Source organism: Amazonocrinis nigriterrae CENA67, from assembly GCF_016056305.1.
In the GTDB taxonomy this organism is placed as follows: Bacteria; Cyanobacteriota; Cyanobacteriia; order Cyanobacteriales; family Nostocaceae; genus Amazonocrinis; species Amazonocrinis nigriterrae.
In genome coordinates this window covers 48,947-63,111 of the sequence record NZ_JAECZC010000013.1, presented here as the reverse complement: position 1 = coordinate 63,111, position 14,165 = coordinate 48,947, and the positions used below count along the sequence as shown (strand labels likewise).

General features: G+C 41.3%; 12 protein-coding genes. 8 read left to right on the top strand and 4 right to left on the bottom strand.

Features of this window, described 5'->3' with window-relative positions; genetic code table 11:
* Nucleotides 1–58 precede the first annotated feature (58 nt).
* Nucleotides 59–451: a DUF1830 domain-containing protein gene (locus I8748_RS09775; protein WP_198124388.1), complete on the bottom strand. Its 393-nt coding sequence runs from the start codon at nucleotides 449–451 to the stop codon at nucleotides 59–61.
* Nucleotides 452–971: 520 nt separating this feature from the next.
* Between I8748_RS09775 and I8748_RS09770 the strand changes: the two genes are divergently transcribed.
* The 3 genes from I8748_RS09770 to I8748_RS09760 all read left to right on the top strand — a co-directional run bounded on the left by I8748_RS09770 (nucleotide 972) and on the right by I8748_RS09760 (nucleotide 4,885).
* Entirely contained in the window at nucleotides 972–2,564 is a 1,593-nt protein-coding gene (locus I8748_RS09770; RefSeq protein WP_198124387.1) for a photosystem II high light acclimation radical SAM protein, read from the top strand.
* 174 nt (nucleotides 2,565–2,738) lie between these two features.
* Complete coding sequence (locus tag I8748_RS09765; protein WP_198124386.1) at nucleotides 2,739–4,139, top strand: DICT sensory domain-containing protein; 1,401 nt, start codon at nucleotides 2,739–2,741, stop codon at nucleotides 4,137–4,139.
* 107 nt (nucleotides 4,140–4,246) lie between these two features.
* Nucleotides 4,247–4,885 carry a pentapeptide repeat-containing protein gene (locus I8748_RS09760; protein ID WP_198124455.1) on the top strand — a complete coding sequence of 213 codons (639 nt, stop codon included), beginning with the start codon at nucleotides 4,247–4,249 and terminating at the stop codon, nucleotides 4,883–4,885.
* A 511-nt stretch (nucleotides 4,886–5,396) separates the two neighbouring features.
* Here I8748_RS09760 and I8748_RS09755 read toward each other — a convergent pair.
* Nucleotides 5,397–6,248: a CPBP family intramembrane glutamic endopeptidase gene (locus I8748_RS09755; RefSeq protein ID WP_198124385.1), complete on the bottom strand. Its 852-nt coding sequence runs from the start codon at nucleotides 6,246–6,248 to the stop codon at nucleotides 5,397–5,399.
* A gap of 58 nt (nucleotides 6,249–6,306) precedes the next feature.
* Nucleotides 6,307–6,588 carry an ATP-dependent Clp protease adapter ClpS gene (gene clpS, locus I8748_RS09750; RefSeq protein ID WP_198124384.1) on the bottom strand — a complete coding sequence of 94 codons (282 nt, stop codon included), beginning with the start codon at nucleotides 6,586–6,588 and terminating at the stop codon, nucleotides 6,307–6,309.
* An 88-nt stretch (nucleotides 6,589–6,676) separates the two neighbouring features.
* Between clpS and I8748_RS09745 the strand changes: the two genes are divergently transcribed.
* Nucleotides 6,677–6,823: a hypothetical protein gene (locus tag I8748_RS09745; protein ID WP_198124383.1), complete on the top strand. Its 147-nt coding sequence runs from the start codon at nucleotides 6,677–6,679 to the stop codon at nucleotides 6,821–6,823.
* A 65-nt stretch (nucleotides 6,824–6,888) separates the two neighbouring features.
* A complete protein-coding gene (locus tag I8748_RS09740) occupies nucleotides 6,889–8,844 on the top strand; it encodes a M48 family metallopeptidase (protein ID WP_198124382.1) in 1,956 nt (651 codons plus the stop codon).
* A 445-nt stretch (nucleotides 8,845–9,289) separates the two neighbouring features.
* On the opposite strand, the gene I8748_RS09735 is transcribed toward I8748_RS09740, so the two are convergent.
* Complete coding sequence (locus tag I8748_RS09735) at nucleotides 9,290–10,702, bottom strand: hypothetical protein (protein ID WP_198124381.1); 1,413 nt, start codon at nucleotides 10,700–10,702, stop codon at nucleotides 9,290–9,292.
* 94 nt (nucleotides 10,703–10,796) lie between these two features.
* Between I8748_RS09735 and I8748_RS09730 the strand changes: the two genes are divergently transcribed.
* The 3 genes from I8748_RS09730 (at nucleotide 10,797) to I8748_RS09720 (ending at nucleotide 14,029) form a co-directional block, all read left to right on the top strand.
* Complete coding sequence (locus I8748_RS09730) at nucleotides 10,797–12,002, top strand: sigma-70 family RNA polymerase sigma factor (protein ID WP_198124380.1); 1,206 nt, start codon at nucleotides 10,797–10,799, stop codon at nucleotides 12,000–12,002.
* Nucleotides 11,992–12,657 carry a nuclease-related domain-containing protein gene (locus I8748_RS09725; protein WP_198124379.1) on the top strand — a complete coding sequence of 222 codons (666 nt, stop codon included), beginning with the start codon at nucleotides 11,992–11,994 and terminating at the stop codon, nucleotides 12,655–12,657. Before I8748_RS09730 ends, I8748_RS09725 begins: the two co-directional genes overlap by 11 nt.
* A 208-nt stretch (nucleotides 12,658–12,865) precedes the next feature.
* Nucleotides 12,866–14,029 (top strand): DUF1822 family protein, encoded by a 1,164-nt coding sequence (locus I8748_RS09720; RefSeq protein WP_198124378.1) that lies wholly within the window; start codon nucleotides 12,866–12,868, stop codon nucleotides 14,027–14,029.
* Nucleotides 14,030–14,165 lie beyond the last annotated feature (136 nt).

The window sequence follows — 14,165 nt, the reverse complement described above, 5'->3', positions numbered from 1 at the left end:
TCTCAAACAAAAAAGGCTGCCGAATTCAGCAACCTTCAAATTCAGCAAAATTGTTTTTTTAATCAATGGATGCTAAACCAGCGACAGTTAAAGATTTTGTTGTATCTCCGGTTTTTGTATTAATTGACTGGACTATTGGATTTTTACTGATAGGGTCGATCCCTATTGAGTCTGTATCAAACTCGTTGCTGCTAGGCTCGTTAATCGCCAGGCGATCGCAGGGAATCTTATCGGATAAAATTGCACTTGCCATCATCCCGGTATGAATCTCCATTTGAGCTTCATACGGTGCTTCAAACACGAGGCGCTGTCCAGGAAAAACAACTCTTTCAAAGTACCAGTTAGGAATATTGGAGATGCGAGCCACCTGGATTTTGCTCGTGGCATTAACGTAGCAGCAGAGAATGTTCCCCGATTGCTCAGGTGGTAGTGGATCTAATATTTGAGCCATAACTGCTGAGGAGCTTTACGCCACAATTTTACATTACACCACCAAAGCTAACACTTGGTGATCCCCTTGTGCTGTAACTGCGACTACCAACTGAAATTTTCTACGCTATTTATATCTAAAGATATGTTCAAGTTATGAAAATTAAATAAAAAAATCCACATAATTTGAAATTATACACTATGTACAGATATCTGGTGAAATTTTTCCTCTGGCAACTATTAAGTTAGTCAAAACTAAAAAATCCTCGCCTTGCTCCTACTCAGAGGTTTATTGGTTTCATCTATCCCAAGGATTAGACGCAGGGATCATCGCTTAAGGAATAAACTCAATGTTATGGTAAAGATATATGAAAGCTTTTTCATAAAATCTAATTTAGCTATACCTACTGTTGCCAATAGTAAGTTAACCCTTACTAAAAATCTGCTTAAATGTCAAGCAGTATTTCGAGCAAAAAAGGTAACTAAAACAAACATACTTTAATATTTGAGGTCTTTCTCGCTTTCACCTGGAAAACGGCAAGATGGAAGTTAAAACCCTGATGATGGAAAATCGAATTCTCTACGTTCGCCTTCCCTGTAACCCAATCTTTCCTATTGGGGTTGTCTACCTGTCAGATCATGTCCACAAGCAATTTCCCAATATTGAACAGCGCATTTTTGATTTGGGCACTGTACCTCCTCTAGACTACGCCTCTGCCCTAGATAACTGTATTGATGAATTTCAACCGACACTATTAGTCTTTTCTTGGCGGGATATTCAAATTTATGCCCCAGTTGGTGGGCGTGGTGGTAACCCACTGCAAAACGCCTTTGAATTTTATTACGCTAAGAATCCGCTGATCAAATTACGTGGGGCATTAGGCGGTTTGCGAATCTTCATCGCTTACTACGTGGAGTTGTGGCGAAATCTGGGATTAATCAAACGCGGTTTAAAACGTGCCCAAAAATACCATTCTCAAGCGCGTGCAGTCGTGGGTGGTGGTGCAGTTAGCGTATTTTATGAACAGTTGGGTAAAAGCTTACCCCAAGGCACAATCATTTCTGTGGGTGAAGGCGAAACCCTGCTAGAGAAACTTTTAAGTGGACAAGAGTTCCAAGATGAACGCTGTTACATTGTAGGAGAAACTCAACCACGGCAACGGCTAATTCACGAACAACCTACCCCTCTAGAAAAAACTGCCTGTAACTATGACTATATAGAAAGTATCTGGCCTGAATTTAATTATTATCTCCAAGAACAAGACTTTTACATCGGCGTGCAAACCAAACGCGGTTGTCCTCACAATTGCTGTTATTGTGTCTACACTGTTGTAGAAGGTAAACAAGTACGCATCAATCCAGCGGATGAAGTGGTTGCGGAAATGCGGCAATTGTATAATCGCGGTATTCGTAACTTCTGGTTTACCGATGCCCAATTTATTCCAGCACGCAAATTTATTGACGATGCTGTCGAACTTTTGCAGAAAATCGTCGATTCTGGGATGAAAGATATTCATTGGGCAGCATACATCAGAGCCGATAACCTCACACCGCAGTTGTGTGAGTTGATGGTGAAGACGGGAATGAACTACTTTGAAATCGGTATTACTAGCGGTTCTCAGGAACTCGTGCGGAAAATGCGGATGGGGTATAACTTGCGAACTGTCTTACAAAACTGCCGTGACTTGAAAGCAGCTGGGTTTAACGACTTAGTTTCCGTCAACTACTCCTTTAACGTCATTGACGAAAGTCCCGAAACCATTCGCCAAACGATTGCCTACCATCGCGAACTAGAACGGATTTTTGGTGCTGATAAAGTTGAACCAGCCATTTTCTTTATTGGATTGCAGCCACATACTCATTTAGAAGAGTATGCACTTCAACAAGGCATCCTCAAACCAGGATACAATCCCATGAGCTTGATGCCGTGGACAGCGAAAAAACTTCTTTGGAATCCTGAACCTCTTGGTTCATTTTTTGGAGAAGTCTGCTTGCAAGCTTGGCAACAAAATCCCAATGACTTCGGACGCGAAGTTATGAAAATATTAGAAGAAAAGCTGGGTTGTGCCGACTTAGAAGCAGCACTTTCTGCTCCCTTGCCTACGCAAGAGAAACAGTTAGTAAGCGTATCATAAAATACAGGAATTGGGGATTAGGGACAGAGAGAGTAGGGGAGCAGGGGAGCAGGGGAGATGAGGGAGAAATAATCCCCAATCCCCAATTCCCAATCCCCAATTCCCAATCCCCAATCCCCAATTCCCAATCCCCAATCCCCAATCCCCAATCCCCAATTCCTTTTATCAAACCCTATGTTAGAAGGTTCAATTTTAGAACAGCTAAAAACAGCACATCGCCATAGCAATAGACCAATTAGATTTGGCGTATATTACAAAAACACCCTGGTTTCCCTGTGTCATGCCCTGGAAGACCACATATTAACAGACGATGGCAACCCCTTAGTCATCACAGCCTTTCAAAGAGGTAAATGGTATCTGCAAGAAGCAGAACGATACGCAGATATCGCTAAGTGTAGCCAGGAAATCGTCATCTTAGCATCGCCAGATACAGGCTTTGCCGAACACCCCACAAGTCTTTTACCTAATGTAGATTTGGTAGCATTAGATGCAGGTGATCCAGTGGCGCAGGAGTGGCACTTGATTATTCTATCGCCAAACTACACAGCAATGGTGCTTTGTCAAGAGCTATCGGAAGCTGATTATGGAGTAGGAGGTTTACCTGCTTCAGATGTAGAGCGTAAATTCTATGGTTTATGGACATTTGAACCAGAGTTAGTCAAAGAAACAGCAGAATTAGCGATCGCTCATATCCAACAATACAACCCGGAACTAGCAACAAAACTCCTTGCCTACAAAGAATCAATTAAACCTAGTCTATCTACACCAGAAGAACTCAGCGCCGTTGTTTCCCGTGTCGTAGATTACCTCCAGACAGGGCAAGAAAATTTATCCATCCCCACAGTGCCAAGGCAACAAGCACTCGATCGCAACTTGGTTTCTAACGAAATCCAGGCATTTTTGCGGATGGCTCAGCTGATGGATATGGCAGATATCAATAACCCAATGGCAGCAGCGGAAGTAGTAGCACTTTCTGAGGCAATGGGGCAGCTTTTAGAACTACCCGCATGGCAGATTAAAAGACTGCGCTTAGCAGGTTTGTTGCACCGCATAGATCCATTACAGAAAGCAGAAAGTGTTCTGACTCCTGGCACATCTAACCGCTACGAAGAAGAAGCCCCCAGTGTACCTTTATCTTGCCCATTAGTACCAGGCGCACAGGTATTGCGAACCATGCCCCGACTGCGGGCAGTTGCTCAAATTATCACACATCAAAGCGAGTGGTGGAATGGTACAGGGCAACCAGCTAATTTAGCAGGGGATGAAATTCCTTTAGAGTCGAGAATTCTAGCTTTATTAGCAGACTTTCAGTGGCGAGTCAACCAGAAAAAAACATCGAATCAAAGCCGCGAAGAAATATTTGCTCAAGCTTTAGATGAATGCAGACAGCTACAATCAATCCGCTTTGATCCTAAACTGGTAGATGCCCTAACTTTGTTAGTCATGGGTTTGCAACAGGGACTTGACTTACCCCTGATGTCAGCCAAAGTTAGCACCGGTATGTGGCTACTCGATTCCCGATGGGATAGCCACAGCAAGACTAGTGAGGAAATTGGTAGTTATACCAATTCGTAATTCGTAAATTGGAGAGACGATTCGGCGAATCGTCTGTACCTCAAATATGGTCTGGGTTTCGGGGTTTGAATGTGTTGGCGGATTTGAGAGAATTGGTGTTACCCCAAATGAATATAGAAGCAATTAGATTAGGAAAACTCAAACAACTTCCAGGAGCAAATTTAGAAGATGAGGAACTCTCCCAACTTGATTTAAGCCGTATCAATTTTGCAGGCGCTACCCTTGTGGGCGCCAACTTCAGTGGTTCCAAACTTGAAGGTGGGCACTTAGAGGGAGCGAATTTGATGGGAGCGAACTTACAAGAAACTGACTTGCGGGCAAACCTCATGGGAGCTAACTTGATGCAAGCAGACTTGACTAATGCCGACTTGCGTGGTAGCAACATGCGCGGTGCTAACTTAATGGGAGCAAGACTCAGCGATGTGGCTTTAGCAGGTGCTTTTTTAAGTGGTGCTAATTTAATGAATGTCAACTTACAAGGCGTTGATTTGCGTGGTGCTGACTTACGCGGTGCAAATCTCACTGGGGCAAATCTCAAAGGTGCAGACTTGAGCCGTGCCGATTTGCAAGGGGCATTATTGAGTGAGGCCAACCTTGAAGAAGCTGACTTGCGGGGGGCGAATTTGGCAGGGGCGAATTTTTCCGGGGCGAATTTGCTCTGTGCAGAGTTAGAAGGTGCAAATTTGAGCGGTGTTAATTTGGATAAGGCCTGTGTGGTGGGTACAGTGGTTGAGACACGGGAGTAAATATTGCACTAAAAAAGGCAGTTTGGCTATTGTTAAAATTTTTCTAGATGAAGCAGGTGAAGATTTGTAAGTCTAACTGTACCTAGTAGCAGTCCCTATTCAGGAATCATATCATGTCGGTTAATTAGTTATGATTCCCCCAGTCATTGCACCCCTTAATCCCCTACCCGTGAACGGGTAGGGGATTAAGGGGTGGGGTTCTTAGGTTTTAATAAGTAATCAAGCGGACATGATATGACGCTCTTTAATCACTCTCTACAGAGAAAAAACAATAATCTTGACTACGCAAGACTTTGAGTCAAAAGAGATCATTTTATCCATAATGTTAGGCAATAAAGCTTCAAATAGTGCATTAGGAAAAGCTGAAAAACATTGATTTATATCACGTCATACTTCCATCACAATTGTTCAAAGATCTCTCTCCAATGAGATTTGTAAAATCCTTGCCCTTGTGGGATGAAACAGCCCTGCCACAAGGGAGAAGTCAAAAGTTACTCATTCAAAATTGCATCTATTTAGATATAGGATTGAACTGAAATGGCGATCGCCGAGATTGCTTCCGTATCCACAACGCCAGTATACTCATTAGCAAGACTCCCATCACTCCTTGCAGCGGATTTTGATTGACACCAGTTACCCAGTCAGGAACTTTACCAGAGTATTTAATTAATTGTCCAACATTAATAATGTAGTAGCCCCAGACTAAGCCACCATGCAAACCAATTGGGAAACCCAAGCGTCCCCTGCGCCAACGCTTTCCCCATACCTGCGTTAATCCCAGCACTACCAAAGCTGGAAATTGCAGCAGTGTTTGAATGATTGCTTCCAGTGGCTTAATAAAGTGTAATGCGGCAAAGGCAATGGCATCTGTCCACAGTGCCACTCGCGGGCTGTAATCTCGTTGTAACTCATCCAACAACCAGCCTCGGAATAATAATTCCTCGGCGAAGCCAACGCCCAAACCGACAATTAAACCTTCTAAAATCACTTTTAGCAAAAAAATTTTAGGTTGTTGCCACACCAGCCAACCTAAAAAGCCTTGTATACCAAAAAGTATCAGAATGTTAATTATCCCTATAGCTAAACCACGCAACAAATCCACACCATTTTGCCGCGTCAATTCTAAGCCGTAAGACTTAAGGATTTGAGGTTGCTGGTAAACCTGTTTACCCCATAACTTGAGCAGAAAAATAAACTCTGCGTACAACAACACCATTGTCAAGATACTTACTAAGTTAGAATCACGTACTAGTAAGTAAATCGGTGCAGCCAAGGGCAACCAAAGCAGTAATAAAGCCACAATAAAATAACCCAGCCTCATAGGGGCAGGGCGTTGGGCTATACGGACAAGGTTAATTTTCATATTAGTCAAAAGTTAGTTGTTAGTTGTTATTTACTCACCACTGACTACTGACTAATGACTATTCATCAGGTTCAATTGTGCTGGTCAAACCATGACTTTTTAACGTTTCACAATAAAACTCAGCATGTTCTTGAGCGCAGGTAATGACTAAAGCTAGCCCGTTGGTATGGGCTTCCATCATGATACTGACAGCTTGGGGCTGAGTGAGGCTTGGCACTGTGGTCAGTAGTACCCGTACCACATGCTCCATAGGATTGTAGTCGTCGTTGTGGAGCAAGACGCGATACCGAGGTGCAAGCTTGCGGGATGTGGAAGGCTTCTCAATGGTTTCGACTGACACTGCTCTTTACTCTTGCTTCTATGGTTTACTACAACAGAGTATCTGTTTATGATTTACTTCACACTTATTTACTCATTTTATAGCATCTTTGTCCAAACTTAGTGACGCGATCGCAATTTCCTGCTTAGGGATGATTGTGGCATTTTATCAGAGCGATCGCTTCTGCAAATACCTAAGTACACGCTGCCATCAAAGGGGTGCAGACTTCACCGAAGTTGATGGAGATTGGGGGTAATGTCATGAATAATCAGTAATATCACCCAGTATTGTTACTAGTAGCATGAAGTGAACGTAAATTCTATGACTAGAACATCTCAACTTGCTCAAGCTGCACAATTGAGTTTGATTTTAGGCGTGACAACTAGCAGTTGGTTGCTGGGAGTCAATCTTACAGTTGATGCTGAGTCAAGAACGGTTACTGGGGGCAAACTTGAAACCACAGGTATTGAACTCGCACAAAAGTCTCAAGGTGTCAACCGTTTTCAGGTTTTAGCAGAAGCAGATGAACTCTTCCAAACAGGACGACCAAAAGAAGCAGAAAATCTCTACCGCCAAGTTAAACCTGCGTTTTCACCTGTAGAGAATAAACGTACTGCTATCTATGAAGTTGAGCAATTACCAGGTGATGGTCAGGTATACTGGCGCAATGCCAATGAAGGCTTACAACAAAATTTGGACAGCAAAATTTTTCTATCGCTGCAACTGTTGACAGAAAATTATCCTGAGTTTATTAAGGGTCATTTACTGTTAGCTGAAGCCTGTCAAAAGAAATCTGAAGCTTGCAAAAATAATGCAAAAGCGGAACAGCCAAAAAATGATTTGGAGGTTTTGGAACGAGCTGGAGAATTATATCCTGATGAGCCTGACTTGCTCAAAGCTAAAATCAAAGCTTTAGAAAATAAAGAGCAGTTTTTAGAAGCTTCAATAGCAGCGCGACAGTTTGTCACAATTTTTGTAGATTATCCAGAAGCACCAGAATTTGCTAGTCTGGCAGAAAAAAATCTGAAGCGTCATCAATCTAAGTTAAATGAAAGTTTGCGAATACAAGGCGTTTTTAGCGCATTAGTTGGCGCAGCTAAAACCATCAGTACATTAAATTGGAAATCTCAGATTTCCGGATTTCAGACTTTATCCATGCTTTTACAGGGTGAATCAGCATTTGGGAAATTTATGTCTGATAAGTTGGTTGAAAAATATCGCCAAGAAGACAAGCTGGTACAAGAGCCACAAGTTCTTAATTATGTTAGAGGAATTGGAGGCAGACTAGCTCCCCTAATGGGACGAAATTTTGAGTATGAGTACTATGTCATTAAAGACAGTTCTATTAATGCTTTTGCCCTACCTGGGGGTAAAATTTTTGTGAATACTGGAGCAATACTGAATACTAATTCAGAAGCAGAGTTAGCTGGGTTGCTAGGTCATGAAATAGCTCATGCAGTTCTTTCTCACACATTTCAACGCATTGCCCAAAGTCAGTTTCTCAGCAGTTTGAGTAATGTGATTCCCATGTCTAATCTGTTTCAAGATATGGTAGGTAAAGAACATAGTCGAGAACAAGAACGCCAAGCTGATATTTTAGGTACTAGAGTCTTAAATAAAGCTGGCTATGCTGCGGATGGGTTGCGTAATTTAATGGCAACATTAAATGCCCAATATGGAGGAAAAGAACGCACTGATTGGCAGTCAACTCACCCGGCTCCAGCTGAGAGGGTTGAATATTTAGAAAGTCTGATTGAGCGTAATAAATATAATCGTTATGCTTACGAAGGGGTGAAAAAACATAAGGAAATTCAAAATTTATTACAAGGGATTTCTCCAAGTCCAAATACTAAACCTCCTGCACAAGCTAATAGACTTAATCAAAACACTTCAAGAGCTAATCAGAACACTCCCAGAAGTAAACCAATTAGGGGCAACGTGGCTATTACTGGAGGACAAACGCGAGATAATGTAGAGATTCGGATAGATGGAGCTAAGGTTGAAAGCAATAGAAACTTTAGTATTAATTTTGTTGTAGTAAATCGCAGCGATCGCCCCTTTGCTTTTGTACCGTTATATGCTCAAGTGGTAACTGAAAATGGCAAGAAGTTGTCAACCAGATTCTCATCAGCTGATGTTCTCGTCCCCGCAGGCGGAACCACCAAAGGTACGGTGCAAGTGTTAGGGCAAAGTTGGAATAGTCAAGGTTCACAAAATCTGACTTTAGTTATTAAAGAAAGTACTGGAGGTGGACGGCTTTTCCGTATATCGTTTTAATTTAAAGTTTTAACTATAGCAATCCTATCTGATTTGAGAAAAATATTTTTTAATTGAACCACAGAGACGCAGAGGAGGACACTTCCGTGCGGGGGTCTCCCCCCATCCCCAGAGGGGGCCCCGAAGCCCCCCGTTGAGGAAAGTGTCCGTGACGCAGAGAGTTAAGAAATAAAGATTTTCACAAATGATTTAGGACTACTATATTAGGTGGTACGTTACGGCGTTCAGCCTAATGCACCCTACTGGCGTGACCGGGCTAAAATAATGCATTAACGTAGACGCGTAAGCGGTGAGCCAGCGCGGTCTTGGGGGTTTCCCCCATGAGCGACTGGCGAACCCGAAGGGCTTGCCGCAGGCTACCGCAGAGGCGCAGAGAACACAGAGATATTAGAAGAAATTTATGCACTAAATTAGTCCGGTTGCGCTACTACTAACCGAGTTCATTTTACTGTGGACAATAAAGTGTATATTTCCACTGAGTACTTGATATTTCTTGGTTTCCGGTTAATTCTACTTTGACTCGACCAGAATTACCTTTAAATGCTGTAGATATTTTATTGCTACCTGAAACAAAATCTGTATCTACGAGAGTTTGTCCTTCATAAGTAATTTTTAATCTATCTGGAACAGAATACATTTCATAATCGATATTAATTTTGCCCTCATTAGCAGTTAGTTGAATTTCTCTACTGTCTCCTTCTTGACCGCCGCTCACTTGTTCTTGGTCACACAGTTTTAAACCCCTTTCGGGAGCCAGATAAACTTGTAGTTCAATTGATTCATTTTTTTTGTCAAATGTTTCTACTTTATCTTCTTGATTTTCGCCAAAATACTTATATCTTTGTCCTGGTTTGAGGGGAACGCCCTGCGGATTTTTACTTGAGATCACATTCGCCGATCCTGTGATGACATCAACTTGAATACCGTTTTCAATATTTCGTGTTTGTATCAAGTTTTTTGCCGGACTATCAGGAACAACAATTACTTCTTCTTGTTCATTATTCAAAACATGCAGCCTGCAAAATTTTGCTTTTTGGGCTTGAGATTGTTCCCAAAGTTTGGCGACAATATCTTTCATTGCTGAACCACTGCCATTTTCTGATAATTCTTGATTATTTGCACACTTGATGATGGCGGTTAAATTTGAGTTTCTGATAGCCCATTCATCTCTGGTAATGGCTGTACATTGCTTACCACTGTTTGTCTGACATTGTTGCAACGGTTCTTCACACGGGTCAGTTGATGTGACTGCACTCCAAGCACGACCATTAGCTGCAACCACACTACAATATTGCAATTTACTACCAGCGCTCTGTGCTATTAATAGCTGTTTTAGAGGCTCAAAAACAGACAAGTTTTTATCTATCAATTTAGACTGATTACGAACACCTCGTTGTACACGAACACCTTCTTCACAGGCTCGTTTTCCACTGGTCTGATTAGCCCATTCAATGATTAATGAATCTCCTTGTCTAGCTGTGCAAGGTAAGTAGTAAAGTGTTAATTGTTTATTTTTAGTACTAGCTTGTATTTGCAGTCCCATATCCTGACCAGAAGGATCTTGAAAGCGTAATTGAGCAAAGGACTTACCATCACCTGGAAGGTATAAAGTATCATAAAATCTTTGCAAAAAAGTACCAATGGTTGCAGGGCCATATTGCGAACCACGACGAACTGATAAGTCATGATTTCCTAAAATTTGGTATACCTCTGCTTTTTCAGGGAGAATGGCATAGCTGTGTGTGGTTGTAGCCACAGTATAAAGAGGAATGGTTAAAGCTGCGATCGCATACTTCAATCTTCCTTGCTGATGCTTGTTTTTAGCGCTTTTGGGCTGTCGCAATTTGGGGCTGTTCATTATTCACTCCTAAAAAAAGTTTTTTTCTCCGTAAATAGATTTTTAGCCTATGTAAATATACTGTGTAAGTTCTGAAAATATTCATTGACACTTCATGCTCCCTCGTCAAGAAATTGTTGAGATTTTTTCTAGCTTTCTGCAATTTTCATCCGGCGATTCGACAAAATGGGTGTCGGATAGCGGACTCCACCAAAATATGCGTCGGTATCTCACACAGTCTGCGCCACCACAGCGTTCTAACTTAGCTTGGGCGCTATACTGGCATAGTGTTTGGCAAAATCAGCCAAAAAGCTTGGCAAGAGGTCATTTGTATGCTTACCTACAAGAAGTTGGTCATAAAGCAGCCAACAAAATGAAACCGAGATTTCGGCTACCAGAATATACTTTAGGGGATTACTTCCAGATAGCGATCGCCAGCGTCGATAAAGTCTTAAAAGGATTTGACCCTGTGCGTAATTCCAACCTGGAAGTTTATGCTTACTATAAATTGTGCAATTTGATCAAAGATGGCTTGATTAAAGAGGGGCTTGAAGAAGCTAACGTTAGAAGCGATTGGTCATTGTTACAAAACAGTAGTGAAAAGCAGATTTACAAGTCTTTACAAAAGCGCGGCTTGTCTGTAGCAGAAATTGAGCGCTACATCTTCGCCTGGGAATGCTTCAAGCTAGTCTATGTTCCCAAAAAACCTAGAGGAAACCGCCAGTTGGATGCTCCTGACTCTACCACATGGGAAGCGATCGCACAGCTTTATAATCAAGAACGACTCACACAGCTACCACAATCAGAACCACTGAATGCTGCAACTATCCAAAAGTTGATGACAGTTTGTATTGCAGCTATTCGAGCTTATATGGCTCCTCCTACTGCTTCTTTAGATGCTTCTGTATTCAACGAAGACAATACATTACAAGATATTTTACCTAGTAGTGATACAACTTCCTTAGCCCAACTGATTGATGACGAAGAAGCACAAAACCGCCGTTCCTTGCTGCAACAGATAAACTCGCTTTTGAGTAACGCCATCGCTCATCTTGACGCACAGACAAAAGAGCTATTTGAAATGTATTACGGTGAAGGACTCACCCAAAAAGAAATAGCTTCACAGTTGCAGATATCCCAGCCAACAGTTTCTCGGCGGCTAGCAAAACTCCACAACTTAAAAAACGAATGGCTGTTAACATTAGCCAAATGGACACAAGCCACCCTGAATATTTCTTTGACACCTGACGTAATTAATAGCATGAGCGGGTTGCTCGATGAATGGCTAGAACAACATTACGGAAAAAACAATGATGTATAAATCAAAGGAAAAAATACAGGTTGGCGATTTTGTTCGGAAATTAGGTCAACAACGACGCCAGCAAGCCTTGTTACATTATTTAGGTGTAATAGGCGCGCTTTTGAGCGTAGAACTGCTATTTAATGTCTTGGGAACTTCTGGATTAGGAATATTATTTTATGTTGTGGGATTCGTAAGTGCATACTATTTGTATAGCAACGGAAACAAACTAATGCGGCGAGCAACAGATGCTCATAATGGTGCCGCAGCAGAGAATGAAGTAGCCAAAGAACTTTCTTTATTAGAGAGAAAACAATGGCAATTAGAATATAATCTAAAAATTCAAAGATGGGGTGATGCAGATGTAGTTTTGCGTTCTCCTTGTGGGCATTGGTATGTAATCGATGTCAAGTCTCATAAAGGGACTAAAGTATATGAAAATGGTCGTTTAAAGAAGCGCTTTGGCAATAAAATTTATGATTTTAAAGAAGGCGATATCATTGCCAAAGTCAAAGGTCAGGCGGCAGCAGTAGCACGTAAAAAAGGTGCATCGTGGGTCACTCCCTTGTTATGCTTTACTCAATCAGACATAGATATTCCAGGAAATCAAGCTAAAGGCGTTCATATAGTAACTAAAAACGATTTAATTAACACTTTGCTACGACTAGAACGTTAATATTCATCAATTGAAATTCGGCTAAATCCAGTAAAAACCATAAAGTTAGCCACAAAAACTCCATCATTATCTCTGCTTTTCTGCGTGAATTTTTCATCCCTTTAATTAGTGAATATTCATAAGTGCGATCGCATCAATTCTCCAAGTGCATTGTTAGCTATTACAATGCACCTCATCTCAAAATATTCCAATCAATTCGGTTTAACATATGAATCTTGACTCACCTATACTCACAATTCCCATCGAACCCTGGTTAGAAATATCCGAAACCACACAAGATACAGCTTGGCAACAAAGCCAAAATCAAGCAACATCAAGTACTCGTTTGCAAGCTTATTTAAATCGACTTTGCCTTTTAAGTGTTCTACCTTGGCTAGAAGAAACATTAGGAATCACAGCCAAACCAGCACCAAATATAACTGCCCTTCCTAGCTTTTGGGAAGTAGTCAACGGTACAGCTATTACTATTAATAAAACTCGGCTCGTATTGATGCCTAGTCAAGCAATTGATACTAATGAGATTCGCGTTCCTCAAGAGTGGGTGGATATTCCTAGCTGGACTGCTGATTATTATTTAGCGGTACAAATAAATACTGAAGATGGCTGGCTAAGAATTTGGGGATACACAACCCATTTACAACTCAAAAACCAAGGTAGCTATAACGCACGCGATCGCACTTATTCTCTAGACGAAAAAGACCTCATACACGATATAAACGTTCTTTGGGTAACGCATGAACTTTGTCCAGAAGCAGCAACAAAAAAAGAAATTGAGCCTTTACCCATTTTAACATTAACGCAAGCAAATAATTTACTCGAAAGATTAGAAAATCATGCTTTAGCATTTCCAAGACGCGCAATTTCCTTTAGCTTATGGGGAGCATTGTTAGAACATGGAGGTTGGAGACAACGCTTGTATGAAAAACGATTAGGGCTTCAAGAACAGTGGTCAATTATGCAATGGCTACAAAGCGGAATTTCAGATTTAGCACAACAACTTGGCTGGAACTATTTAGAGTTAGAAACTAGTTTTGTAAGCCGAAGTGCAGAACAAAAAAATGAATCAGTCATTTTATCTCGTCAATTGATTATTGCAGGTCAAGCATATGAATTACAGGTGCGATCGCTAGAAAATACAGCAGGAATTTGGCGTATTGAATTGCATAGTTTATCCTCAAATGGCTTAATTCCTTCTGGCTTTAAGTTGAGACTCTTGACTGAAGATTTACAACCATTTCCAGACAACGAACGCACAGCTATTGAGCCTACAGAAAAGCTAGAATTTGAGCTAGAACTTGAACCAGGAGAAGGTTTAGTATGGGAAGTTGAACCAACTCCTGAAAACTATGACAGAGAGATATTGAGGTTTTAAACTCTACTATTATTTGGTTAGTAATTCATGACTATCACATACAGTATTTTGCAAGTAAATGAAGTACATATCTTAAATATTATAAATATTGTAGGGTGGGTATCCTGCCCGCTCTTTTGTACCTAAATCACATGAA